Below are 25610 nucleotides of genomic sequence, written 5' to 3'. Positions count from 1 at the left end.
CCCCTTTCCATCCTTCTCTCTTCACTACTAATCAGTTATTACCCTTGCATGAGTCATAAAAATCGAAGAAGTTCCTAGAAAAGCGGTTACTGCCAATCGAAGAATTATTTTCTTGACTATGGTTAGAATACAAACGAATCTTTATATTCCATCGTGGTTGGGAGTTTATGCATTTGACAAAAGGAATTATGTCCTACTTTCCCGATTGGGGGGTATGGTTACAGGCAATCGTCATCTTTGTCGTCCCATTCATACTGCTAAAAGCAGGCAACAATTTGAATGAATATATTCGTTCAACCTCCCGTGGCAAAAAAGGAGGGAAACGCCCTCATATTAACCAGAGCACCCGTCCTGGGAACGATGAAAGTATAGAACTTACTGGTCAGTATGATTCGGATATTAAACTTGTCCAAAATACCATTGGAACAAACTCTGATGTACACTTCCGGGAGTTTATGATCGAAGGGCTTGGCGCCAGGGCAGCTATCATCTATGTTGATGGGCTCACCAATGCAGAATCAATTAACACTCATATTATTAAGCCACTCATGCGAGAAGAAATGTCTGAGCTGCTAGCCTCTGAATACAGCTCCGATAATGGATTGAAGCTTTTCCTGGAACAACGGATGATTCCCGTCATTGAAGTAGTGGAGTCTACATCTCTTCTAAATACAGCGGAGAAGATATTAACTGGTTATACGGCACTTTTGGTGGATCATGTGACAGGGGTGTTCATTGTATCTTCCCCTACTGGGACTGAACGGACAGGTGAAGAGCCGCTCTCTGAAGCACTCATCAGAGGTCCAAGACTCGGATTCACGGAGAGGATTGGCGATAACACCGGACTCTTGCGGTTACATGGCAGAAATCAAAGTCTTCAAATCACACAGTATGAAGTTGGAAATCGTGTTAAAAAAGATTTGGTTATAGCTTACATGAAGGATATTGCTGATCCACAATTGGTGGAAGAAGTGCAGAAGCGCATTCAGCAAATAGACATTGACGATCCACTTGAATCGGGTTATATCGAACAATTAATTGAAGACAACTGGCTAAGTCCCTTCCAGCAGCTGCAGAATACAGAAAGACCTGACAGAGTCATCGCTGCGCTTCTTGAAGGTAGAGTGGCTATATTGCTGGATGGGACACCATTTGCTCTTATCGCACCGGTATCGTTCAGTATGCTTCTGCAGTCACCGGAGGACTATTATGAACGATGGATTTGGGGGACTTTTATCCGCATTATTCGGTATGCTGCTGCTTTTCTTGCTTTACTAGCGCCTGCTCTGTATATTTCCTTCATTTCCTTCCATCCGGGGCTAATCCCGACCAAGCTGGCACTTACAATAATTAACACAAGAGAAGGAGTACCCTTTCCCTCTATTATTGAAGCGCTCATCATGGAACTTGCTATAGAAATCTTGAGAGAAGCAGGCATTCGTCTCCCGAAGCCGGTTGGCCCTGCGATGGGGATCGTTGGCGGTCTCATTATCGGAGAAGCAGCTGTACAGGCTGGTATTGTGAGTCCATTCTTGGTCATTGTTGTAGCGGTGACGGCGATATCATCCTTTTCAATTCCTTCGTACAGTGCAGGAATTACGTTAAGGGTACTTCGATTCGCTGCAATGTTCAGTGCTGCAGCCTTTGGGCTGTTCGGGGTTATTATGTTCTTCCTGCTGATGAGCAGTCATCTTGTCAGACTGAAAAGCTTTGGAATGCCCTACGCCGTACCCATGGTTTCCTACAATCTTATAGACTGGAAGGATTATGTCGTACGTGCTCCCTTGTTCTTAATGAAGAGAAGACCTAGCAAGACAAGTGGTAAGGACAAAGATCGTATGAACTGAGAAACACAAATAAAGAAGCCGAAGGGTGGTCCTATGAGCAGCAGTGTGAACAAATCGGAAGATCAAATTACGACAACCCAGGCTGCAATTATTGTAATTAATTACATGCTGGGCGCCGGAATCTTGACCTTGCCGCGTACCATGGCTAAAGCTGTAGGGACACCGGATGTTTGGATTTCCCTTCTTATTTCAGGTGGGATTGTATTTGTAGCAGGAGTTATTGTGGCACGCTTATGTATGAGATTTCCCGGCAAGACCATTTTTCAATTTACAAGCGAGATTACAGGTAAATGGATTGCTTATTTAATCGGTTTCGCACTGTTCAGTTATTTTATTACGATATCGGCATTCGAGATTAGGGTGATGGCTGAAGTGACTCGGTTGTACCTGCTTGAGGGAACTCCGGTATGGGCTTATGTCATGGTCTTTATGTGGGTAGGCTTTTATCTTGTTCTTGGAGGGATTAATTCTCTCGCTCGATTGTACGAAATTATTCTGCCGATTACGCTGGTCATCTTTGTGATGGTCATTCTACTCAGCATTCGTTTGTTTGAGATTGACAATCTAAGACCGGTTCTTGGCATGGGAATCGTTCCTGTGCTGAAGGGAATTAAGCCTTCTTTGCTGTCATTTACAGGATTTGAAGCAATGCTCGTCGTCACGGCGTTTATGAAACATCCATCAAAAGGAGTAAAGGCGGTTATTTATGGTATTTCCGTTCCACTTGTTATCTACTTAATTACGCTCATCATGGTTATCGGCGGACTGTCGTTAGATGGTACCGTAACGAAGACCTGGCCGACGCTTGATTTACTCCGTAGCTTTGAAGCAGAAGGACTAATCTTTGAGAGATTTGAATCACTGCTGCTCGTCATATGGATTATGCAAATTTTTTCTACGTTTACAATTACACATTATGCTGCATCACTGGGAGCGGCACAGCTGTTAAATAAACATAAACTGACTCCATTTTTGCTAGTGCTGCTGCCCGTCAACTATATGATTGCGATGCTTCCAAAGGATATTAATCAGACGTTTTTTCTTGGTGATATGCTTGGTAATTTATCATTAATTCTTTTCTGTGTAACACCACTTGTCCTTCTGATCATCAGTATGATTCGGAAGAAAGGAGGCAAGCCAAATGAACATCTTACGGAGCACACTTAAGCTAATTCTTACTGTAGCCATTACGGTCTCTTTGAGTGGCTGCTGGAGCAGCAGGGAAATCGAGGATCTAAGGGTATACGTAGGACTTGGCCTTGATGTGGCTGATGAAACGAATTTTGAACAGCAAGTTAATGAGCTTGGTGGCCATTATCCCAAGAAAAATCTGCTCACTGCAACGGTACAAATTGTACCAGGAACGAATGAGAAGCAAGCCTCTTCGGGGCAAGGCGGCAATAACTCAGAGAGCTATCTTAATGAAAGACTGACTGGAGACTCGTTGCTTCAAATTTTTAGACAATTCTCACTTCGCAGGGATCGTCCTATCATAGGTCATCATCTTAAGGTAATCGTCATCTCCAGCGAACTTGCGTCCAAATTTCCATTGGAACAGCTGCTGGATTTTATATTGAGAGATAACGATATTCGGCCTAGTGCGCTGGTGATGATCAGCCAACAAAAGGCAGTAGATGTACTTAGTGCTAACCAACCAGGAGAGGTGCCATCCTTTAACTTGCGAGGACTTGTCAATAACCGCAAGCGTAACAATCGAATTCTTCCTCCTGTGTCATTGGGCAAGCTTGAGGGTTTGATGCAATCCGAGCAGAGCTTTGTATTGCAAAATATCATCATGGCGGAGAACGAATTAAAATTTGCTGGGGCTGCCGTTTTCAGTAAGGATAATAAATTCATCGGCAGGCTGAGTCAGACAGATAACGAGGCAGTTTCTTGGATCAAAGGTGCTTCTGGAGGATTACTGAAGACTTATCATGAGAAAACAGGGGATACAATTCTATACGAGGTCACTTCGGTTGACAGTAAAGTTATACCCTTAATTGAAGATGGAGAGTTATCTTTTCACATTGACATCAAGAGTAAGGGCCAGCTGATGGAAGACTGGAGCATACCCGAAGAGCCATCAGATAATCCTCCATATATTGAGGAGATAGAGAAGCTCTTTAATGAAGCTCTAAAGAATGAATTAAAACAGCTGCTGGACAAATTACAGCATACCTATCATGTCGATGCAGTTGGGTTTGGTAAAGAGCTCCGTATCAAGTATCCCAAGGAATGGAACAAGATGAAGGAGCGCTGGGATGAAGTGTTTAGTAATACGCCCATTACGTATGATGTGGATTTAAAAATCGTTGATTTCGGATCTACAACGGAGTAAGAAAGGAGTTCTGGATAGGAATGTTTCCATTGCTGAATTGGATGATAAGACGATACAAGAAGAAGCAGCAAGAACATCGTGCAATAGCTGGCAATACGGATACGGATGTCGCTGTATTAACAAATGACCAGCATAGCGTAAGTATTGGTAAAGACCTGATAAAGAACGAACAACAGCTTCGCCAGTCTTTCTCCCAATGCTCTGATGTAGTGTTTCGGAAGATTCCTCTTCCGAATATGAGTGAGATCCTGATTGTATTTATTGATGGATTGGTTGATACGAAGATGATCGATGAGAGTGTCTTAAATCCAATCATCCTTGGCGGCTCGAAGGAAGGGGGGGAGGCATCGAACCCGGAACAGCTGATCCTCACCCAGCGAATTCCTGCGTCAAATATGAAGAAGGCAGTCAGCTTTACGGAAGTGGAGAAAGGACTGCTAAGCGGGAATGCCGCCATTTTGGTGGACAAGGTACCTTCAGCACTCATGATTGATATGAAGGGAGGAGCAAGCCGAAGCATTGAAGAGCCGACCTCGGAAGGGGGCATTCGGGGCCCGAGAGAAGGGTTTACGGAAATGCTGAGACAAAATACGGCCATGGTACGGCGCAAGATAAAGAGCCCTAAGCTCAAAATGGAGTCCTTGGTCATCGGTGAATATACACAGACGGATATCGTGATCTCCTACATAGAAGGCATTGCGGAGGAGGCCGTGCTGCAGGAAGTCAGAAGCAGGCTAAAGGATATCCAGATCGACGCCATTCTTGAATCAGGTTATATAGAGGAGTTTATTCAGGATGCGCCATATTCGCCTTTCTCTACGGTTCAGAATACAGAGAGACCGGACACCGTGGCGGCAAGTCTTCTGGAAGGAAGAGTCGCTATCTTTATAGATGGCACACCGTTTGTGCTAATCGTTCCGTTTACCTTTTGGGCCGGCGTGCAGGCAGCAGAGGACTTCTACAATCCTTATCTGTACGCCACGGCTACCCGGCTCATCCGAATTATTTTCTTGATGGCTTCTCTGTTTCTCCCTTCCGTCTTTATTGCCATTGTCAATTTCCATCCGCAGATGCTGCCGACGAGCCTTGCACTCAGCTTTACCCAGGCGAGAGAGGCTTCTCCATTTCCCATGGTGATCGAGGCCTTCATTATGGAAGGCGTATTTGAGGGGCTTCGGGAAGCAGGGATTCGTCTGCCGAAGGCGATCGGATCAGCGGTCAGCATCGTCGGTGCGCTCGTTATCGGTCAAGCTGCCGTTCAGGCGGGCATCATATCTGCCCCTATTGTTATCGTCGTGGCCGGTACAGGAATTGCCTCCTTTACCGCGCCTCGCTACAATGTCGGGTATGCCTTTCGGATGCTGCGCTTCCCACTTCTTCTCTGTGCGGGGGTGTTCGGATTGTTCGGCATAACCATCGGCACGTTGGCAATTCTGCTTCATATGGTTAGTCTTCGCTCCTTTGGTGTCCCTTATATGAGCCCATTGGCACCGGTTGCTTCGGTGAATATGCAGGATATGATATGGCGCAATCCACACTGGGCGATGAATAAGAGACCGAATCTTATTGGATCTCGGAACCCGACACGTACTCCAAAGGGTCAGAAGCCCAAACCGTAAGCTAGGAGGCAAATTGATATGAGATTAGCATTTAGATGGTCCGCGGTCCTTACGATGCTCATATTGTTAACAGGATGCTGGGACAGCAGAGAGCTGAATGACCAGGCATTTGCTTTGGGTGGAGGCGTAGACTATATCCCGGAGAAGGGGTATAAGGTTACCAACCAGTTCGCGCTGATCTCAGGGGGAGGTGCGGAAGGGGGAGACAAGCAGCAGGACTATACAGAAGAAGGAGAACCCAAGAGCACCATTTACGAAGCTTCCAGCTTTGTCCAGAATAAAGTGTCCCGCATTATTAACAGAGGACATCGAAGGACACTGGTAATGGGTGAAGAGCTTGCCAAGATTGGTGTGAAGGATGTTATTGATATTTATAGCCGATATCCGGAAACACCGCTTCGGTCAGATATATTTGTTGTAAAGGGAGGTCTTGCGTCTGATTTTCTGAAGAGCAAAACTCCGTATGGAAATCAGGCCGTTAGAGAGTATTACAAGCTGCATCAATCGCATCGCGAAGTGGCAGATATTACGTTTCTTAATTTGCTCCGATCCGTAAATTCCGACTCCATGGGGGGAGCTGTTCTTCCTGCGGTCGAAAAAGTTGCGGATGCCGAAGGGAAAAAGGAAAAGACAGTGATGCCCTATCAATACATCGGCAATGCGGTGTTTGATAATCAAATGAAGCTAAGAGGATATTTGGACAACAAAGAGGTTGGGTACTTAATGTGGTTTCTCATGAGAGAACGAAGCGTTTCGGTTACGGATTTGACCAGTGACATCGGCGGTGAGGGAGCGATAAGTACAGAGATTAGAAATTTGAAGAGTAAATATCGTCCCAGCTTCGAAAATGACCATGTAGAGATGCATTTCATATTGACAGGGGATGCTCATTTAAATGAGAATAATTCTGGACTTGATCTGTATAATGCCGAAGTCATCCGGCGGATGGAGCGTGAAATTGCGGATGAGATCGTCAAGGATGAACAGCGGCTCATTCGCAAAATACAGAAGGAGTTCAGAGCCGATGTTTTAAATGTTGGAGATTATTTATTTCGCAACCATCCCGGAGAGTGGCGGAAGCTGCAGCCGCGCTGGGAAGAGATCTTTCCTGAGATGAAGATTGATGTAGAAGCACATGTTACCATTAAGAGCTTTGGCGTTACCGGTGCTTCTCCCCAGTTAAAAGAAGAGGAAGTGAAGCAGAAGGGAATCGGAAGCGAGAATGCTTCATAAATAAACATGAAATCGGCCCTTAGCGGGCCGATTTTATTTTATGTCGGATCAGGCTGACGATGAAGAGCAGAAGTGGAAGTCCAATATATAGAGGGATCCAAACATAAGGCGTAACAACCTGAAAACTGACTACACTTATATGCTCCGTCACATTGTTATCCAGTGACATGCCGAGAATAATGATCACAAGTATCGCCGGCAGAATAAGCCTGCGGCCCTTCTTGAGACGCAGCAGGAATTGAATTCCTGTCAGCGCAGCATACATTTTGATGACCAGTTTAAAATACGCTGTGCTGATCATAGTCACAACTGCAAAAGGATTTAGATTCGTAATAAAGCCCTGAATGTTGACCATGCCTGACAGGGAGTAAAAAGGGTAGACCAGACGTTGAAACAACACATCACCAAACACCGTAATTGAGTAAATATCCAGCAGCAGGATCAGAAAGAAGACAAATGCAGTAGAAAATAAAGTCGCCTTCCATACCTTGCTCTTCTTATCCGTCATCACCCATATCATGGCGAGGGCAATACTTTCTCCATAAGTTTGCGTAATGCCTTGAAGAATCGTTGTCTTAAAAACAGGGTCCCATCCCTTCCACAAGACAGGCTTCAGCAATTCCCAGTTGATAATGTCGGAGAACAGAAGGAAGATCAGTTCAAGGAAAAACAGACCCAGTAAGATGGGAAGCAGAATCTGTCCGAGCCTGGAGATGTTTTCTATGCCAAGGATCAACCCATATAGGGCGAGTGCGCTGAACACAAGGATAAGTACGATAGGAGGTGTGTTCGGCAGGATTGTAGCCGGCACCAGATCTCTCAAATCACCGATAATACGAGCGGCATCCAGTAGAAATACACAGGGATACAGCAGAGCGATCGGAATCCCGATCCATTTGCCGAATTGGCGGGGGAACCATTCAACCAGTGTCAGTCCGGGGTTAAGCTGCATAATCCCCAGATACATGGCAATAAGTATGATCCCGATCAGAAAAGAGAGTACGGTAACAATCCAGGCATCTCTCCCAACGGTCGCTTCAAAGGCATAGATGATGGTTGTGCCGAACTGAAACAGAAATGTAATGGAGAACAACTGGTATCCTGAGATTTTAGTCTTCATGTGGTAAGCTCCAGATTCAAATATATATATTCCATTATGTACATTTGAAGGTAGCTGTAACCGTCTTGTTCTATGAAAAAGAACTCCTCGCCGTCTGGCAAGGAGTCGTTCATCGCTTTATTAGCTAATTCATGCTACCACTTCAGTGAGTTTCCGAATACAAGGCCATTACTGATAAGTCTTCCTGGCGAGGTTACGGTTTTACCATTGGCATACATACCTGAGGAAGCGCCGCCGTCCATATTCATGGCTTGATAAGCTCCCAGCTTCAGCATAATATTGCCCCACTGTTTGATCGTGGCCCCAGGGACGGTTGCCAGCACAATCGTTCCGTCCTTCTTGATGGCAATTCCGCTTCTCGCACCGCCATCCGTTAAAATTTTGGAGCTGCTGAACCCTTCGGCTGCCGGATTTACGGCAAGCCTTCCGTCTTTTACAAGTCTCGGACCTGCACCGATAGCCGTATGGACATTGGACCAGTTGATATCTTTGTTATCTTCATTATAGTAACTGATGCTGTAGTCTACATAGCTTCCTTTTTTGAAGCGTGTAGCAAGCATGTCCTCCTCCTTGCCTGTAAATACAAGCACATATCCGTCACTTGGAATGGCTGCATTTGTATTTGGCCCGACTTTGGTGACGATGCCTTTGCGAACGGTAATCGCTGTTCCGTAGGAGAAGCCAACATTTGCACCACGCGTTGGTGTATACATGACAGCTGACGTTTTCCCTTTGGTCGGTGTGCGGTTAACGAAGTAGACATACCAGCTCTGTGCTCGCTCCTCGGCAGTCTTGACGGTGCCGCGAACTCGAACACGAAGTGTATCCATAACAGCAGAGCCATCCCACTTGAAACCGATGGTTGTACCTGTATTGCCTATATGCTCAATAATCCCATCGCTGATGATCATGCCATAAGGATCTGGAACACCACCGTAAGCTTCAAAATAAGTTCCATTTATAGCAGCAGATGCGTTATATGTGCTTGCAATGGAAGACAGCGAATTGACCGCGCCTACTCTCTGATTGGCAAGACCGGCAGTGACTGGTGTTCCTTTTGGCAAGGTTACGGTCTTCACGCTGAAGGTTCTGCCCGACACACTGACTTTTTTCGTCGCATAGACAGCCTTGGCTTTGGAAGCTCCTTTTGTGACAGTCACAGGCAGCTTGAGCTGACCTTTGTAGCCTGGAGTGACGACCTGGATCAGAATGTTCGTAGAACCCTGCTTTACAGGGATAACAACCCCTTCCTGATTGACACGGGCGATGGCTTTGTTACCTGAAGCATATACGACCTGCACTTTTTCTGACATGTTAAGCTTGTTTTGAATAGACTCACGCTTATCCAAAGATAGAGTAATGGATTTGGATGGATAAGTTAGGATAACGGCTGTTGTCTGACGGCTTACCGCTTGTGCTATTCCTGAGTAAGAGATGCCCGAGGAGACGGGCAAAGCCAGAGCACATGCAGCCGTAAGCAGAATAGCAGCTGATTTTTTGACGTACATTTTGGTAAAACTTTTCATGATGCGGATGTTTCCCCCTTATGTATAAAAAAATAGGTATGCCACTACGTTGTTATCGGTAAAGAACTCCAAAAAACTTACATATTCTTCAAAATGCCAGAAAGTTGTGCATACGTCCTCTGTATGCTATGATTTGGTTACCAATAGTAAGTAACAGAATATTAGGAGGTATAACAGCATGAAAGTAGAAATTTGGTCGGACTTTATGTGTCCTTTTTGTTATATAGGTAAACGTCGTTTTGAGGAGGCACTTGAGTCTCTTCCGTTCCGTGAATCCGTAGAAGTGGTATATCGCAGCTTCGAACTGAATCCGAATGAAGCAGTGGACACGGATCAGACAACGTATGAATCGCTGGCAAGCAAATATGGAACAACGGTTGAGCAAGCCAAAGCGATGACAGCGAATGTGGTAGAGCAGGCGAGAACTGTAGGATTGAACTACAATTTTGACCGGATTAAACCGACGAATTCATTTGATGCCCATCGTCTGGCTCATTATGCAGCAAGTAAGGGCAAAGACAAGGAAATGGTGGAGCGGCTCCTTGCTGCTTATTTTGTAGAAGCACAGCATGTGGGCAGTAAGGAAGTGCTCGTGAAGCTGGCCACAGAAATCGGACTGGATGGAGAGGAAGTCAGAGCAGTCCTCGCAGGGAATCAATACAGCGATGAAGTCCGCGCGGACGAGAGAGAAGGGGCGAAGCTTGGCATTCAAGGGGTTCCATTCTTCGTTATTGACCGCAAGTATGGCATCTCCGGCGCCCAGCCGCTTTCTGTGTTTAGTCAGGCACTCACTCAGGCTTGGTCCGAGGGCCAGCCGCTGCAGGTAATTGGCAACACCGAGGATGCTGCTGTATGTACAGATGATTCCTGCGTGATGCCTGGAGATGAGAACAAATAAACAAGAACCACTGATCCTGCGATTCGGGCTCTTTCTAGAGCTCGGATCGCTTTTTTTTTTGTGGCTGGTAAAACAGATTGGACCGAAATTTACAGGCATAAATCCTGATAACGCTTACTATATATAATGGTGTAAGAGGTTATGCTACACTCCGGTAGCTGTCAGGAGCGCTTGTTACTCGGAGGAACCGCATCAATCCTCACCTTACAATCAAGGAGGTACTTGTAGTGGAGAACAATAAGGGCTCAATTCCGCTGGGTGTTATTTTATGCCGGGACTGCCACAATGAGCTTGGCGTACAGGAAACAAATCGTGTACAGGTTTTTTATTCAAACTGCGGATCAATCCACTGTAAGGAGAAGCGATTGAATTCGGAATATGAGCAGTATCTTGACGACAATCCATAAATCCTCATTCATAGTGATCTCACTATAAAATACGCGGGCAATAAAAGAGCAGAGGACGCATAAAAGCGAACCCTCTGCTCTTTTATATTTTTAAACGGAAGAAACTTCTTTTTTGCTCTCTCGTTTCTCTGAGAACATGATTTTAAGCAGAGGAGGAGTTACCAGGGTTGTCACGATCACCATGATAATAACCGAGGTGTAATACTCGGCAGCAAGCAGTCCCGAACTGAGCCCTGTTCCTGCGATGATGAGAGCCACTTCTCCTCTAGAGATCATGCCTGTGCCTATAGCAAAGGAAGAATGTCGGTTGAACCCAGTCAGACCAGCACCCAGCGCGCCCCCTAGCAGCTTAGTTATAATCGCAATCACACTGATGACGACAATAAATCCGAGCTGAGATCCGACACCTTCAAAGTTGACATTAAGCCCGATATTGACAAAAAACACAGGGACGAACAAGCTGTACGCGATGGGCTCCAGTTTGTTCTCCACCGTATGCTTGTAGTCAGTTTGCGAGATGGCAATCCCTGCAGCGAAGGCTCCAATAATCCCCGCAACGCCCATCCATTCAGCAAAATAGGAAAAGGCAAGTGCGATAATGACGCCGGCAGAGATGACCGTTTCAGCCACCTTCAGCTTCGACAGCCATTTCATAAGAAGTGGAACAGCCCAAATGGCTGCTGCAATAATAACGACAAAGAACAGAACCTTCTTGCCGATCAGTGTCCCGAGGCTGACGGATTCTCCGGCTCCAAGTACACTCATCATGACAGCTAAGAGGACAACGACGAGAATATCGTCTACAACGGCAGCACCAAGAATCGTCGTTCCTTCTCTGGAACTCAGCTTGTTCATCTCCTTAAGCGTTTGTACGGAAATGCTGACTGAGGTTGCACAGAAGAGCAAACCGAAGAACAGCGCATGATGCTGATCCATGCCGAAGGCGACAGCTGATCCATAACCGCCAAAGAAGGGGATGATGACCCCGCCGACCGCAACGGCAAAAGCAGCCTTCCAGTTTTTTCGCAGCTGATCCAGATCGGTTTCTAGACCTGCGATGAACATGAGGACGAGGACCCCAATCTCCGCAAACTCTTGTATGAATGAAGTCTGATGCACCCATCCAAGTACTGCGGGTCCGAGTATAACCCCGGCAATCAATTCCCCCAGTACGGATGGCTGTCCCAGCTTCACGGACAGATGTCCTGCCAGTTTGGTGAAGATAAGAATGAGTACAAGATGCAGAATAAACTCCATAGTGATCTCCTTTCTAAAGTCAAATTGTCGAGTTTGCGAGCGAATCACAACGAAGTTATCATAACGATATATTGTCCGGACAGCACGGGTTGTAACCCAATCCAAGACAAGAAAAAAGGCATATCTGGCGTAAGGAGCCGTTGATATGCCTCAAAAAAGACAGAGAGATACCTGATGTGCCAGACTCCCCCTATAAATAAAACTACGTATGTGATTGTGAGCAATAACTCAGCTTATTATACTGCTTGAAATTGAGATTGAAAAGACATGTTTTTTCGGTAGATCGATTATAGAGTATAAATCTATACTATGAAACAGAAGCTAGAACCCGTATAGAGTGATTGTTCGAAGTGTTGTCACTTAACACCTAGAGTATGGCAGTATATAATTAGGATAAGCATTTACTCACAGAGGAGGATACGCGTAAGTATGGGCAAAAATCTCGGGGAAGGCGGGTACGTCCCGACGAGCAAAAAGAATTTCGCGGGAATTATTTTAACCGTTTCCCTTATCGCAAATATTATTATTTTAGTACTATTCTTCGGTCCCGTCGGCTACAGTGGTGAAATCAGCTTTGATTATACGATTCTTCCAAGAATCAATGCTGTGCTGAACAGCTTTACTTTTATTTTTCTGGTTGCAGCCCTGATTGCAATCATGAAGAAGAACATTAGAATTCACAAGGGGTTTATTCTTGCTGCTTTTACTTCCACATTATTGTTTTTGGTAACCTATTTAACTTTTCATTATATATCGCCTGAGTCTGCCAAGTTCGGGGGAGAAGGGATCATTCGCCCTATATACTTTACGATTTTGATTACCCACAGCTTCCTGGCGGCTGTAATCGTCCCTCTAGCCTTGTTCTCCCTGGTATGGGGCTGGACGATGCAGGTGGAGAAGCATAAGAAGATTGCACGCTGGACGATGCCGATCTGGCTCTATGTAAGTATTACTGGGGTTATCGTCTATCTGTTTATGGCACCTTACTATTAATAAAGAATACGAAGAGGCCGGAATTTCCTTCTGTCTGGAAGGAGATTCCGGTCCTTTTTTTTGTTTAATGATAAGGACATGCTACAATAGAATCTCATTGATATTTCGTCATAGAGGAGGGAAACGCACCGTGAAGAAGAACAGACTCGGTTCATCAGATCTCTTAGTGAGTGAGATTGGACTAGGCTGCATGTCGCTCGGGACGGATGAGAATAAAGCGGTATCGCTTATTCATGAAGCACTCGATCGCGGCGTTAATTTTCTGGATACAGCGGATATTTATGATGATGGACGAAATGAAGAAATCGTAGGCAGTGCACTGAAAGGCCGCAGACAAGATATTATTCTGGCTACCAAGGCAGGGAACGTTCGTGTCCCCGGACAGTCCGGTTTAACCTGGGATCCAAGTAAACAGCACATCCTCTCCGCGGTCAAAGAGAGTCTGCGAAGATTAAAGACGGATTATATAGATTTGTACCAGCTGCACGGAGGTACGTTAGAGGACAACATGGAAGAAACGATTGAAGCGTTCGAACAATTGAAGCGGGAAGGCGTTATCCGTTATTACGGAATATCCTCGATTCGGCCAAACGTAATCAGAGAGTATGTTCAGCATTCTCAAATCGTCAGTGTCATGAGCCAATATAGCCTGCTGGATCGCCGTGGTGAAGAGGAGGTATATCCTCTGCTGGATGAACATGGAATCAGCGTAATTGCGAGAGGACCGATTGCGAGTGGGGCGCTTGCCGATGGCAGAGATGACAAAGCAGCGAAGGGTTTCTTGGATTATTCAGCGGCTCAGATTACCGATATTCGTCATCAGCTTCGTCCTTTAGTGAGTGAACAGCGAAGCATGTCTCAAACGGCTATTCGTTATGCACTTCATCATCCAGCGGTGGCGACTGTCATTCCTGGTGCAAGCTCGCGTACTCAGCTGCTTGAGAATATCAGTGCCGCAGAGGCCCCTTTGTTCACAGAGGCGGAATACGAACTGCTTCGAGAAATGACCAACGCAAACCTATATACGCAGCACCGTTAAGGGTCAGCGGATATATTATATAACTAGAACCATAAGAGAGGAATTTGCAAAATGGAGAGAATACAAACAGAAGAACAATACAGAGAGCTTATTCAAGGGGATCAGCTGACCGTTATCAAATTTGATACGACATGGTGCCCGGATTGCAAAAATATGGACCGATTCATTGGCGATGTCATCGACCAGCATCAAGATAAACAATTCTACGCTATAGATGCGGAGAAGCTTATGCCGGTGGCTGACGAGAACCAGGTCCGGGGTATTCCAAGCCTGCTCGTGTTCAAGAACGGAGAGAAGATTGCTCATCTGCATAGTAAATGGGCAAAGACTCCTGCTCAGGTGTCGGAGTATCTTGAAACACTAGAATCCAAGCTGTAAAATAGCTGATTTTTATGCCCTGACGAGGTGCCCTCCCTGCTGTTCGATTGAACAGCAGGGAGGTTTTTTTTTACAGCACGAAGACAAGGATGACCAGAGCAAGTCCAAAACGATAATAGGCAAAGGTAGACAGCTTGAGTCTTTTTAATAAATGAAGAAAGGTTCTTATGGCGAGCATACCTACAGCAAAAGAAGTAATTAGTCCGGCTGCAAAATAAGGAATATCGCTGACAGATAAGTAGGATGCGCTCTTCATGAGATCTAGCAGTGTTGCAGCAAACATGATCGGTACGGATACGAGAAAGGTGAACTCAGCGGCCGCCGTATGGCTGACTCTGGCTAGCAGCCCGCCGGATATCGTTGAACCGGATCTTGAGAAACCAGGCCATAATGCGAGAATCTGGAATAATCCGATTGTGAATGCCTGCTTGTAGGTAATATCGTCGATCGTAACCGCAGTGGGCTTTTTGTGCCATTTCTCAGCAGCGATCATCAGCAGGCCCCCGGCAACCAAGCTGTACACGACCGTTTCGGGTCCGAACAAGTACGTTTTGATGACATCGCGCAGGAGCACGGCGGCAACACCAGCAGGCACCATCGCCAGAAAAATATGGAGCAGGTTCAGTCGCGGAACCGTGCGGTCTAACGGTTTGGTTTTGAATAAATCAATAAAGGTGTGCCAATATAATACGACAACAGCAAGCACTGCACCAAGCTGGACAACAACCTCGAAGGTTTTTACACTTTCTTCATCGGTAGATAAGCCAAGCAAGTGAGCAGTCAGGATCATATGTCCGGTTGAAGACACAGGCAAGAATTCAGTCAGGCCTTCAATAATCCCCATAATGATGGAAGATAAAATATCCACGGCATGTCCTCCTTAAGTCACTTGGGATGTGTGATTCCGTGCTCCCAGCAGGAATTGATCTTTTATATACTACTCGTCTTACCGGGAAGACAGAACCAGTAGTAATTGTTGATTTATGTCGAAACTAGTCACTTTGCAGGTCGACTTTTTGTGATATGATAGGTGAAGCAAGCTCTCTTTTGTGTAAGCGCTTAGAATTAGATATAGGGGTGAATCCTTTGCTGTCATGGCTTGTACGGCTTAATAATAATACGAAGCTGAAGCACAAGCTTCTGATGAGTTACGTTCTTGTCGTCATGATTCCTGTGCTGATCATCGGTATAGGGGTGACTTATTATTTTCGGCAGCAGGCGATGGACCAAGCGATAGAGCAAGCTCGAAACAACGTAGATCGGATTAAAAATCAGGCCTCCACATTTCTTAGGGTGCCGACAGATATATCAAATCTCCTGCTGTTCAACAAGGAACTGGAAACCGTTGTGAATACGGAATACTCCAGCATCCTCGAGCTGACAAAGACCTATCATGCCTTCGATCTGTTCAATGAGTATCTTCAGCAATACCGGGAGCTGTCTGCGATCCGATTCTTCACCTATAATCCCACTCTCGTGAACAATCTGGAGTTTATCCCGGTGACGGATCAGATTGAGGAAGCCCAGTGGTTTGATCAAGCGATTCATGCAAGAAGCATCGGTTGGTTCTATGTTCCGTCGACACCTGATAATCCGGCGGATGCCTTGGCACTGGTCAGAAGGGTACATTTTCCTGAATATCAAAGTCAGGGTGTGCTGATGGTGCTCATTAATCGTTATGAGATCAACAACATATTAAGCCAGGAACCCTTTGACACGATGATTGTAGACAGTCAGGGATACATTGTCGCAGCCAAAGATATAAGCCTGGTGGGACGAACCTTTGACTCTCTGGATATTGGAGTGAATCTTAGCAGCCAAGTGACGGGGATTATTGATACGGATGTAAAGAACGAGCCTTCCAAAATTATAGTCGATGAGCTGCTTCCCGCTTCCAGCATGAATGGATTTCAAATTGTCTCAGTCTTCTCCAACAAGAGCATCGTTAATGATGCGAACAAGATCAGCATAATTGGTATGCTCTTTATCGGCTTGGTACTGCTGGTGGCACTGGCATTTGTCTATGTTATTTCGTTCTTAACGACAAAGCGCATGCTTGGATTAAGCCGCCAGATCAACCGGGTCGCCCTCGGGGATTTGAAAGTCGTATCCAATATTGACGGAAATGATGAGATAGGTCAGCTGTCACGACAATTTAATTCCATGGTGTCGAGCATTGATCAATTGATGACTCAAGTCGTTGAGACCAGTGAACAGAACAACCGGCTCGAGATCGCCCAGAAGGAAATCAAGCTCAAAATGATGGCAAGCCAGATCAATCCGCATTTTCTCTTTAATGCGCTGGAGTCCATTCGGATGAAGGCACATATTAAAGGAGAGGTCGAAATTGCGAATATCGTTCGGCTGCTCGGGAAGCTGATGCGCAAAAATTTGGAGATCGGCAGCGGACATACGACCGTCAAAGCCGAGATGGAGATTGTGCAATCTTATCTGCAGATTCAAAAATTCCGTTATGAAGATCGCCTGGATTTCGAATTGCGGCTGGACAAGTCTGCTGATAAAATATACATCCCTCCGCTGATCATCCAGCCTCTCGTTGAGAATGCGATTGTGCATGGACTCGAGAATCAGGAAGAGGGCGTTAAAGTGGAGGTCGAGATTCAAAATTTGGACGAGAAGCTGCTTAGAATATGCGTAAAAGATAATGGCGTCGGCATAACCGAGGAACGGCTTGCGGAAGTACTTACTTCCATTGCAGGTCCGGATGAGGAAGAAAAGAGCCGTATTGGCCTAAGAAATGTTCATCAGCGATTAACATTGTCTTATGGCGAAGAGCACGGATTAAATATTCATAGCGAATATGGAGTAGGTACAGAAATTTATTTTACTGTTCCCAAAGGAGGCAGCCTGAATGTATAGCGTAATACTTGTAGATGACGAACCGATGATCAGAGAAGGGCTGAAGACGATCATTGATTGGGAAGCACAGGGTTATGAAATCATTGATACGGCTTCTAATGGAAGAGAAGCTGTGGAGAAATATCATGAGCTTCAGCCGGATCTGATGATACTTGATATTCGAATGCCTGGAATGACAGGTCTTGAAGTGATAGAACAGCTGTTTGAAGAAGGAAAAAAGGGCCATTTTCTAATCTTAAGCGGTCATGCTGATTTTGATTATGCCAAGAAGGCAATCAGCTTCGGCGTAGATGGCTATTTGCTTAAGCCGGTGGACGAAGAAGAAATGATAGAGGAACTGGAACGAATCAAGAAAATGCTGGACAAAGAGGAGAAGATCAAGCAGCGGACCTCAAACGAAGAGCTGTTCTACAGAGAGCATCTCATTGAGTCTATTATCTTTGATGGACAAGTCTGGGAAGATGAGCAGCTGAAGGAATGGGGGCTTCATTCTCCAAGCTATCAAGTACTTCTCCTTGAACTGTATGACGATTCTACATTATTCCTAACCGAAGTGAAACGGGAAGTGGCAGAGATGCTGAATTCCTCACAGCGCGGAGTCGTATTTAATGCAGGCAAATATGTCGGGATCTTGCTCCGGGAGCCGGTGCTGTCCAAAGAGGAAGCCCGCCGTTTATATGAAGGGATCGTAACGGTGCTTAAACGTTACTCTACTATGATATATATTGCTGCAGGCCGTCCTGTCGATCGTGTCCGGGAGCTTGAACAGTCTTACCGTGAGGCATTAATTACGATTGAGCGGCGATTCTTCGCAAAAGAAAGAAGTATACTGCTTCTGTCCGACGTGCATGAGCCGGGTGAGGAATTTGAACAGGCAAGTACGATGAATGAACATGAACTGGCTGATAAGCTGTATTATGCGCTGGACATTAGAAGCAAGGACCTTCTTACCCGGGTATTGTCAGAGATAGAAGAGATCGTAACCAAGAACCGTTTTACCGAAGGTGACATCAAAAAAATCACGGCTCAAATAGCCGCATTAGCGCTGAATAAGCTGTCTTTGAATCATGAAGAAGCCAAGAGCATCGCGACAGAGCATACGGCTATGCTGGCGGCTTTATACCGGCAGCCCACGCTTTACGATCTGTTAGAGACTTTGAATATTCAGTTTGTAAAAGTCATTTCTCAACTGGGCGGCAACAGCAAGGATACGGTAATTAAGCAAATGATCGATTTCATTAAACGAAATCCAGGGGATCACCTCAAGCTCGAAGTGCTTGCCGAAGTCTTCAATTATAATAGCAGCTATTTAGGCAAGCTGTTCAAAAATTACACAGGAGAATCCTTTAACGTATTTGTCGACAAAGTTCGCATGGAGCGGGCGAAGGAGCTGCTGTCTGAGGGTCTTAAGGTCCATCAAGTGTCTGCTACCATTGGATATGCAAATGTGGATTATTTTCATAGTAAATTCAAAAAGTATGTTGGTGTGTCACCGTCTGCTTACCGGGAGCAATCCAGGGATCAAAGCTAGGCGGTCTTTCCATGAAAACAGAAAACGTTTTTGCATGAAATACGGTAGTTCAAACCGCTCATTTGAATACCCTCATTTTTAGACATTTTATATAACGATTCGACGACACATCTCTAATTTTTATATGAAATTATATTAAATCCATTGGGTATTTCTCTTCAAAATGTTGGAGTATCATTAAGTTATCAAACAGAGGAGGGGTCATTTCATGGAAACGCTAACACAGCCCGCTTCCACGGATTCCAAGGAGTCACCCGCTACGAAAGCGAAGCGGAAAGGGCCTAATAACTTTTGGAAGACAGTGAAAGACCAAAAGTATTTGCTGCTGATGTCCATGCCTTTCGTTGCATGGGTGTTCGTATTCAACTACCTGCCGCTATGGGGATGGACCATGGCATTTCAAGACTTTAAGCCAGCAAAAGGCTTTTTCGAGCAGGATTGGGTAGGGTTCAAACATTTCGTCGAGTTGTTCAGTGACGATCGGTTCTACCTTGTACTAAGAAATACATTGGCCATGAGTTTGATGGGACTAGTTGTCGGTTTCGTATTCCCGATATTCTTCGCTATCCTGCTTAATGAGCTACGCGGGAAATTTTTCAAGAGAACCGTGCAAACGGTATCATACTTGCCTCACTTTGTATCCTGGGTCGTTGTAGCCGGGATTGTAACGAAAATGCTGTCCACAGACGGCGGTATTATCAATGATATCTTAGTCGCACTTAATATTGTTGATGAGCCGATTCAGTTTATGGCACAGGGGAACCTATTTTGGTACATTGTAACCGCTTCCGACTTGTGGAAGGAAATGGGATGGAACGCAATTATTTATCTGGCAGCGATTACAGGTATCGATCAGGAGCTGTATGAAGCTTCCCGCGTCGATGGTGCAAGCCGCTGGAGACAAATGTGGCATATCACTTTGCCTGGTATCCGTTCTACCATCTCCGTACTATTCATCATGTCGATCGGTCACTTGATCAGTATTGGTTACGAGAAACAATTCTTGCTAGGAAACAGCTTGGTAACGGACTACTCGGAAGTACTCGATCTCTATGCTCTGAATTATGGTTTGCAGATGGGCAGGTACTCATACGGTACAGCAATAGGTATATTCAACTCTGTGGTCAGCGTAATCCTGTTGTTCACTGCAAACGGACTCTTCAAGAAATTTACTAAAGAGAGCATCATGTAGAAAGGGGGAAGGAAGTGTGTCTAAAGCTAACAAAGCATTTAACGCTACACCTTCGGAGAAAGTTTTTGACGTAGCGAACTACGTTGTTATGGCTACGATTCTTATTGTGACTCTGTATCCGTTCTTGAACGTACTGGCAATCTCACTTAACGAATCAACGGATACTGTTCGCGGTGGAATCTACTTGTGGCCTCGTGAATTTACACTTGAGAATTACGCAACGATTTTCCAATATGACGGCTTGATCCAAGGTGCTCAGGTATCCCTGGCTAGAACGATTGTCGGAACCGTGCTTGGGCTCTTGAGTTCATCCATGGTAGCATACACACTCGCTCGTCCTGACTTTAGAGCGAAGAAATTCGTGTCTACGTTCCTGGCACTTACGATGTATTTCTCTGGCGGTTTGATTCCAGGATACATCCTGATGAGAGATCTTAACTTGATCGGTACGTTCTGGATTTACATTTTCCCAGCTCTGATCAGTGCATTTAACGTATTCGTTATTCGTTCCTTTATTGATGGTCTTCCATACGCGCTTCAAGAATCGGCCAAGCTCGATGGAGCCAATGACTTCAAAATTTATTACAAAATCATTCTTCCGCTCTGTAAGCCGGTACTTGCGACAATTGCATTGTTCCTGGCCGTTGGACAGTGGAACTCCTGGTTTGATACTTACTTGTACAATGGTTCAAAGCCGGAGCTCACGACCCTTCAATACGAGCTTATGAAGGTCCTTCAAAGTACACAGCAAGGCAGTGGCTCTACAGTTAATGCGAATGATATGGCACAGCAAATGGCCAATATTTCACCGGAATCCATCCGGATGGCAATCACTATTGTCGTTACTGTTCCGATCCTTGTGGTCTATCCGTTCCTTCAGAAGTACTTCGTTGGCGGTATGACACTGGGTGCAGTTAAAGCCTAATCCCTCCATTTGGATAGATTGAGGTCAAGAAACGTAAAATTAGAAAAGATACAGATAGATACAGATAGAGAGATAAATATAACATGTTGGATTGGATAAAAAAGATAGTGCGTAATTTGGGGAGGAACTTTAGAAATGCCTAGCAAAACAACGAAATTTGCAATTGTACCTTTACTTGGAATGTCTCTTCTGGCCGCAGGATGCGGCGGGGGAAGCAATGGCAGTGGTGAATATGAAGATACAAGTAATGATACTTCACCAATAACGTTTGATTTCTTCAGTGCTGATGCTTCACCAAACTGGAATCAAATGCAAGATGCAGTTGGTAAAAAAATCACCGAAGCTACAGGCGTTACTCTGAATGGTGAGTTTGCTGTAACGGGCGGAGGACAAGACCGGGTTGCACTTATGGCAGCGAGCGGTGAGTATCCAGATATCATTTCTGCCAAAGGTGAAGTGAATAAGCTTGTCGATGCAGGTGCCTTGATCGACCTGACAGACCTTATTGAGGAATACGCACCTAACATTAAAGCTCTATATGGAGAGTACTGGGATCGCTTGAAGTACAGCACTGAAGATGAATCCATCTATGTGCTCCCAACCTATGCAGGTGTAGGTCAACAGTATTTTGATGCGACAGGTGGATTCAAGCTGCAGCACCGTGTGCTTGAAGAACTGGAATATCCTGAAATTCGTACAACAGAAGATTTCGAGAAAGCCTTGAAGGATTATATGAAGCTTCATCCGACAACAGATGGACAGCCTACTATTCCATTGACGCTGGATGCAGACGACTGGAGAATTCAAATTACAGTAACGAACCCGGCATTCTGGGCAACAGGAGCGCATGATGACGGTGAATACTTCATCAATCCAGATACTTTTGAAGCCATGCTGCATGTTAAACGTCCTGAGGAAAGAGAATACTTCCGCTGGTTAAACAAGCTGTATAACGAGGGTCTGATTGATAAAGAAAGCTTTGTACAAAAATCGGATCAGTATAAATCCAAAATTGCCAGTGGTCGTGTACTTGGTCTGATCGACCAAGAGTGGGGTTATGCGGATGCTGAGAACTCACTGAAAACTCAAGGGAAACATGACCAAACTTATGCGACATTCCCTGTAACGATGTCTGAGGACATCTTGGATCATACGTTCCAAGACACAGGTTTCCAATCTGGATGGGGCGTAGGTATCTCTACATCAAATCCGGATCCAGTACGTACAATCAAGTTCTTTGACTATCTGGCTTCTGAAGAAGGTCAAATTCTGATTAACTGGGGTATCGAAGGCGAGCACTACAACGTAGATGAGAATGGACAACGTGTCATTCCTGAAGAAGTGCTGAGTGAGAAGAACAACAATGCAGGACCGTTTACGAAAGAAACGGGGATTGGCTTGTATGGAAATATTGCACCGCACTATGGTGACGGCGTGAAGGATTCTACAGGCAATTATTACACAGCCAACTATCCAGAGCAGATTGTTGCTTCCTATTCAGAAGCAGACAAGAAAACGCTGGAGCAATACGGAGCTGAGACTTACAAGGACCTGTTCCCGAAAGAAGACGAATTCCCTGTAAAACCATGGGGTGCTGCTTATAATATGGCTGTACCATCTGGATCAAGCTACAGTGTTGCATTTCAGAAATCACAAGATATTATCAGAAAACGTATCCCTGAAGCAATCTTGACTTCACCAGACAAGTTTGATTCTGTGTACGATACCATGCTGACTGAGCTGGACAAAGCTGGCGTAACTGAAATGGAAGCAGAGTATACTGAGCTGATTAAGCAAAGAGTAGAGCTGTGGAACGGAAGTAACGCAGCCGCAGAATAATTAGGTCAAATAAACTGAGCTCATAATGCGCAATTGTTAAGAACAAAGAGACTTTTATATTTCTATATAAGTCTCTTTGTTCTATTTTTATTAATAATTTACATTAAAGTCGATAATCTAATTATATTTACATATATAGTAATCGAATATTAATAAAATGAAGAACTATTTAACCGAAAACGTTTAAACATGATGCTCCGGACAGAAATATGTAAAATTCCTGGGTCAAGTGCTTATGCTTCCTAGTTGGATTGACTGAAATATGACCTTTAAAAGCAGCTCTTTGATGTTGATCAACGGACCCAAATGTCTACAAATATCATTCGAAAAAAGTTATTAATAATATGAAAAAATAGATTGACTTATTGAAGGGAATTTCATACAATGAATATATTGAAAGCACTTACATTACCTTGTTTCGAAAACGTTCTCCTCAACTTAGATTAAACTCAATTATTAAACTTTTTTCCTCAAAAGTAACACAATTATTAGCTTATCAACCCATTTTCTACTTTATTTAAGCGCTTTATATGTAATATTTAATAATTCATGTTATTTCTTTTTTCATTATCGGTATATACAGGGAAACCTGTTATGCATATAAAAGATTTTTTTAAGGGGGATTACAGCAAATGAAGCACAAAGCGCCAAAGACAATCGCTATGTTGCTGCTTGCAAGCACAATGTTGTTTACTGCTGCCTGCGGAAATACAAATGAGGGTTCAGGCACAGGAACAGAAGGTACATCTGACTCTACTGAGCCAATCACATTAACTTTCTTCGGTGCGGATGCAAGTCCAAACTGGAATAAGATGCAGGATGCAGTTGGACAGAAAATTATCGAAGAAACAGGCGTTACGATCAATGCGGAATATGATATTTCCAGTGGCGGCGGTAATGACAAGATTGCCCTTATGGCAGCGAGTGGAGAATATCCTGACCTGATTTTCCCTAAAGGTAACCTGTCTAAGCTGGTTGATGCAGGTGCAATGATTGACATGACAGATCTGATTGAAGAACATGCACCTAATTTGAAGAAGCTATATGAAGGTCAAATGGACCGACTGAAATACAGCAATGAGGATCCAGCAATCTATGCTATTCCAACGAATGCGGGTGTTGGGCAAACTAACTTTGATGCAGGCGGCGGTTTCAACCTTCAGCATAAAGTAGTTAAAGAACTTGGATACCCTGAGATCAAAACATTGGAAGATTTCGAGAATGCTCTGCGTGAGTATTACAAGAAGCATCCAACAACGGAAGATGGACAGCCAACGATTCCGCTTACACTTAGTGCAGATGGCTGGAGAATCATGATTACAGTTACAAACCCAGCATTTGCTGCAACAGGTGCTCCTGACGACGGCGAATACTACATCAATCCCGAAACTTATGAAGCGATGCTTCATTACAAACGTCCAGAAGAGAAAGAATATTTCCGCTGGTTGAATAAAATGTACAATGAAGGTCTTCTTGATAAAGACAGCTTTATTCAAAAAGATGACCAATACAAAGCGAAAATCGCAAGTGGTCGTGTACTTGGTCTGATTGACCAAGACTGGGCATATGGCGATGCTGAGAATGCTCTGAAATCAGCCGGTAAATATGATGAGACTTATGGTCATTACCCAGTAACTCTTGATGAGACATATAAGCGTGCTGACTTCCAGGACACTGGACTTGATGCTTATGGTATTGGTATTACAGTAAGTAATGAAGACCCCGTACGTACAATCAAATTCCTTGACTGGCTTGCATCTGATGAAGCTCAAGTGCTCCGTAACTGGGGAATTGAAGGAGAACATTATGTTGTAGAAGATGGGGTTCGTAAGATCCCAGCTGATGTTCAGGAACGCAAGAACAATGACAACTCAAACTTTACAAAAGAAACAGGAATCGGTCTTTACAGCATATTTAGTGCACGCTATGGTGACGGAGTGAAAGATCCATCCGGCAACTATTACACAACAAACTTCCCAGAAGAGATTATCAAAAATTACAACGAAGTTGAGAAGGAAACACTTGCTGGATATGGTGTAGACACATGGAAGGATCTGTTCCCATCTAAGGATGATTTCCCAGTTAAAGAGTGGGGAGCAGCTTACAATATGCCGGTACCATCGGGTACGGATTACGAAGTAACTTTCCAGAAGACACAAGACATTATTCAGAAGCGTATTCCTGAAGCAATTGTATCTACACCGGATAAATTTGACCAAATCTATGACACTATGCTGCAAGAGATTGATAAAGCAGGCGCTGTAGAAATGGAAAAACAATACACAGAGTGGGTTAAGGCTCGTGTAGAATTGTGGACAGGAAAAGACCTTTAATTATTTCACACATTAAAAGGTAAAACCTCAATGGAGCGAAGATTAGTTGATAATCTTCGCTCCATTTTTATACTCGTAATTAGGTTATCTCATTGACCTTCGGGTGATTATGAACTATAATTTTTATGAATATGTGTAAGCACTTTCATTCAAGGAGTTAATTGATATTGCGATCAGTTAGCTTTCATTTTTTCAAGTAATCGAAAACGTTTTAGAATTTGAAGTGTATATTTTGAAACACAATTAATCTGATGG

The 25610-nt window shown here is 44.5% G+C and carries 21 protein-coding genes; 17 read left to right on the top strand and 4 right to left on the bottom strand.

The window, feature by feature from the left end; translation table 11 throughout:
- The first annotated feature begins 188 nt into the window (after positions 1 to 188).
- The 5 genes from BLW49_RS24425 to BLW49_RS24405 are packed head-to-tail and all read left to right on the top strand — an operon-like array spanning position 189 to position 7037.
- Complete coding sequence (locus BLW49_RS24425; RefSeq protein WP_371264623.1) at positions 189 to 1847, top strand: spore germination protein; 1659 nt, start codon at positions 189 to 191, stop codon at positions 1845 to 1847.
- 33 nt (positions 1848 to 1880) lie between these two features.
- Complete coding sequence (locus BLW49_RS24420) at positions 1881 to 3014, top strand: GerAB/ArcD/ProY family transporter (RefSeq protein ID WP_090727451.1); 1134 nt, start codon at positions 1881 to 1883, stop codon at positions 3012 to 3014.
- Positions 2989 to 4185 (top strand): Ger(x)C family spore germination protein, encoded by a 1197-nt coding sequence (locus BLW49_RS24415; protein ID WP_090727450.1) that lies wholly within the window; start codon positions 2989 to 2991, stop codon positions 4183 to 4185. The genes BLW49_RS24420 and BLW49_RS24415 overlap by 26 nt, the downstream gene beginning before the upstream one ends.
- A gap of 41 nt (positions 4186 to 4226) precedes the next feature.
- The gene (locus BLW49_RS24410; protein WP_090727506.1) at positions 4227 to 5804 is read left to right on the top strand and encodes a spore germination protein; all 1578 of its coding nucleotides are present in this window, start codon (positions 4227 to 4229) and stop codon (positions 5802 to 5804) included.
- Between the two features lie 18 nt (positions 5805 to 5822).
- A complete protein-coding gene (locus tag BLW49_RS24405; RefSeq protein ID WP_090727448.1) occupies positions 5823 to 7037 on the top strand; it encodes a Ger(x)C family spore germination protein in 1215 nt (404 codons plus the stop codon).
- Positions 7038 to 7056: 19 nt separating this feature from the next.
- Here the strand turns inward: BLW49_RS24405 and BLW49_RS24400 are convergent, their stop codons facing one another.
- Together BLW49_RS24400 and BLW49_RS24395 are read right to left on the bottom strand one after the other, a co-directional pair.
- Positions 7057 to 8157: a GerAB/ArcD/ProY family transporter gene (locus BLW49_RS24400; RefSeq protein ID WP_090727447.1), complete on the bottom strand. Its 1101-nt coding sequence runs from the start codon at positions 8155 to 8157 to the stop codon at positions 7057 to 7059.
- A gap of 134 nt (positions 8158 to 8291) precedes the next feature.
- Positions 8292 to 9683: a phosphodiester glycosidase family protein gene (locus BLW49_RS24395; RefSeq protein WP_090727445.1), complete on the bottom strand. Its 1392-nt coding sequence runs from the start codon at positions 9681 to 9683 to the stop codon at positions 8292 to 8294.
- A gap of 178 nt (positions 9684 to 9861) precedes the next feature.
- Between BLW49_RS24395 and BLW49_RS24390 the strand changes: the two genes are divergently transcribed.
- Positions 9862 to 10581 (top strand): DsbA family oxidoreductase, encoded by a 720-nt coding sequence (locus tag BLW49_RS24390; RefSeq protein ID WP_090727444.1) that lies wholly within the window; start codon positions 9862 to 9864, stop codon positions 10579 to 10581.
- Positions 10582 to 10808: 227 nt separating this feature from the next.
- Positions 10809 to 10988, top strand: coding sequence for a GapA-binding peptide SR1P (locus BLW49_RS24385; RefSeq protein WP_090727442.1), 180 nt, complete (start codon positions 10809 to 10811; stop codon positions 10986 to 10988).
- A gap of 90 nt (positions 10989 to 11078) precedes the next feature.
- Here BLW49_RS24385 and BLW49_RS24380 read toward each other — a convergent pair whose 3' ends face one another.
- Positions 11079 to 12245, bottom strand: a complete 1167-nt coding sequence (locus BLW49_RS24380; protein WP_090727441.1) for a cation:proton antiporter — start codon at positions 12243 to 12245, stop codon at positions 11079 to 11081.
- Between BLW49_RS24380 and BLW49_RS29555 the strand changes: the two genes are divergently transcribed.
- The 4 genes from BLW49_RS29555 (at position 12189) to BLW49_RS24365 (ending at position 14655) form a co-directional block, all read left to right on the top strand.
- Positions 12189 to 12389, top strand: coding sequence for a hypothetical protein (locus BLW49_RS29555; RefSeq protein ID WP_143042157.1), 201 nt, complete (start codon positions 12189 to 12191; stop codon positions 12387 to 12389). The genes BLW49_RS24380 and BLW49_RS29555 overlap by 57 nt on opposite strands.
- Positions 12390 to 12674: 285 nt before the next feature.
- Complete coding sequence (locus BLW49_RS24375) at positions 12675 to 13238, top strand: DUF420 domain-containing protein (RefSeq protein ID WP_076315343.1); 564 nt, start codon at positions 12675 to 12677, stop codon at positions 13236 to 13238.
- A 130-nt stretch (positions 13239 to 13368) separates the two neighbouring features.
- Complete coding sequence (locus BLW49_RS24370; protein ID WP_090727439.1) at positions 13369 to 14277, top strand: aldo/keto reductase; 909 nt, start codon at positions 13369 to 13371, stop codon at positions 14275 to 14277.
- Between the two features lie 51 nt (positions 14278 to 14328).
- Complete coding sequence (locus tag BLW49_RS24365; RefSeq protein WP_090727438.1) at positions 14329 to 14655, top strand: thioredoxin family protein; 327 nt, start codon at positions 14329 to 14331, stop codon at positions 14653 to 14655.
- Positions 14656 to 14725: 70 nt separating this feature from the next.
- On the opposite strand, the gene BLW49_RS24360 is transcribed toward BLW49_RS24365, so the two are convergent.
- Complete coding sequence (locus BLW49_RS24360) at positions 14726 to 15499, bottom strand: undecaprenyl-diphosphate phosphatase (RefSeq protein WP_256209938.1); 774 nt, start codon at positions 15497 to 15499, stop codon at positions 14726 to 14728.
- A gap of 299 nt (positions 15500 to 15798) precedes the next feature.
- On the opposite strand from BLW49_RS24360, the gene BLW49_RS24355 reads away from it, so the two are divergent.
- The 6 genes from BLW49_RS24355 (at position 15799) to BLW49_RS24330 (ending at position 25355) form a co-directional block, all read left to right on the top strand.
- Entirely contained in the window at positions 15799 to 17535 is a 1737-nt protein-coding gene (locus BLW49_RS24355; RefSeq protein WP_256209937.1) for a sensor histidine kinase, read from the top strand.
- Positions 17528 to 19066, top strand: coding sequence for a response regulator transcription factor (locus BLW49_RS24350; protein WP_090727433.1), 1539 nt, complete (start codon positions 17528 to 17530; stop codon positions 19064 to 19066). The genes BLW49_RS24355 and BLW49_RS24350 overlap by 8 nt, the downstream gene beginning before the upstream one ends.
- A gap of 208 nt (positions 19067 to 19274) precedes the next feature.
- A complete protein-coding gene (locus BLW49_RS24345; protein ID WP_076315348.1) occupies positions 19275 to 20258 on the top strand; it encodes an ABC transporter permease in 984 nt (327 codons plus the stop codon).
- Positions 20259 to 20274: 16 nt separating this feature from the next.
- Positions 20275 to 21183 (top strand): carbohydrate ABC transporter permease, encoded by a 909-nt coding sequence (locus BLW49_RS24340; protein ID WP_090727431.1) that lies wholly within the window; start codon positions 20275 to 20277, stop codon positions 21181 to 21183.
- Positions 21184 to 21318: 135 nt separating this feature from the next.
- Entirely contained in the window at positions 21319 to 23022 is a 1704-nt protein-coding gene (locus tag BLW49_RS24335) for an ABC transporter substrate-binding protein (protein ID WP_090727430.1), read from the top strand.
- Between the two features lie 632 nt (positions 23023 to 23654).
- The gene (locus BLW49_RS24330; RefSeq protein ID WP_076315351.1) at positions 23655 to 25355 is read left to right on the top strand and encodes an ABC transporter substrate-binding protein; all 1701 of its coding nucleotides are present in this window, start codon (positions 23655 to 23657) and stop codon (positions 25353 to 25355) included.
- Positions 25356 to 25610: the final 255 nt, after the last annotated feature.

It is taken from the genome of Paenibacillus sp. PDC88 (genome assembly GCF_900106725.1).
GTDB lineage: Bacteria > Bacillota > Bacilli > Paenibacillales > Paenibacillaceae > Paenibacillus > Paenibacillus shunpengii.
Note: the sequence above shows the minus strand (reverse complement) of the source record. Positions and strands in the feature narration are given on the sequence as shown.

Bases quoted from the DNA above. Each gene is read 5' to 3' on its own strand.
- BLW49_RS24380 (WP_090727441.1), bottom strand. From the start codon at position 12,245: ATGGAGTTTATTCTGCATCTTGTACTCATTCTTATCTTCACCAAACTG.
- BLW49_RS24410 (WP_090727506.1), top strand. From the start codon at position 4,227: ATGATAAGACGATACAAGAAGAAGCAGCAAGAACATCGTGCAATAGCT.
- BLW49_RS24350 (WP_090727433.1), top strand. From the start codon at position 17,528: ATGTATAGCGTAATACTTGTAGATGACGAACCGATGATCAGAGAAGGG.
- BLW49_RS24365 (WP_090727438.1), top strand. From the start codon at position 14,329: ATGGAGAGAATACAAACAGAAGAACAATACAGAGAGCTTATTCAAGGG.
- BLW49_RS24335 (WP_090727430.1), top strand. From the start codon at position 21,319: ATGCCTAGCAAAACAACGAAATTTGCAATTGTACCTTTACTTGGAATG.
- BLW49_RS24330 (WP_076315351.1), top strand. From the start codon at position 23,655: ATGAAGCACAAAGCGCCAAAGACAATCGCTATGTTGCTGCTTGCAAGC.
- BLW49_RS24405 (WP_090727448.1), top strand. From the start codon at position 5,823: ATGAGATTAGCATTTAGATGGTCCGCGGTCCTTACGATGCTCATATTG.
- BLW49_RS24375 (WP_076315343.1), top strand. From the start codon at position 12,675: ATGGGCAAAAATCTCGGGGAAGGCGGGTACGTCCCGACGAGCAAAAAG.
- BLW49_RS24415 (WP_090727450.1), top strand. From the start codon at position 2,989: ATGAACATCTTACGGAGCACACTTAAGCTAATTCTTACTGTAGCCATT.
- BLW49_RS24360 (WP_256209938.1), bottom strand. From the start codon at position 15,499: ATGGGGATTATTGAAGGCCTGACTGAATTCTTGCCTGTGTCTTCAACC.
- BLW49_RS24355 (WP_256209937.1), top strand. From the start codon at position 15,799: ATGAGTTACGTTCTTGTCGTCATGATTCCTGTGCTGATCATCGGTATA.
- BLW49_RS29555 (WP_143042157.1), top strand. From the start codon at position 12,189: ATGTCCTGCCAGTTTGGTGAAGATAAGAATGAGTACAAGATGCAGAAT.
- BLW49_RS24420 (WP_090727451.1), top strand. From the start codon at position 1,881: ATGAGCAGCAGTGTGAACAAATCGGAAGATCAAATTACGACAACCCAG.
- BLW49_RS24390 (WP_090727444.1), top strand. From the start codon at position 9,862: ATGAAAGTAGAAATTTGGTCGGACTTTATGTGTCCTTTTTGTTATATA.
- BLW49_RS24395 (WP_090727445.1), bottom strand. From the start codon at position 9,683: ATGAAAAGTTTTACCAAAATGTACGTCAAAAAATCAGCTGCTATTCTG.
- BLW49_RS24345 (WP_076315348.1), top strand. From the start codon at position 19,275: ATGGAAACGCTAACACAGCCCGCTTCCACGGATTCCAAGGAGTCACCC.
- BLW49_RS24425 (WP_371264623.1), top strand. From the start codon at position 189: ATGTCCTACTTTCCCGATTGGGGGGTATGGTTACAGGCAATCGTCATC.
- BLW49_RS24400 (WP_090727447.1), bottom strand. From the start codon at position 8,157: ATGAAGACTAAAATCTCAGGATACCAGTTGTTCTCCATTACATTTCTG.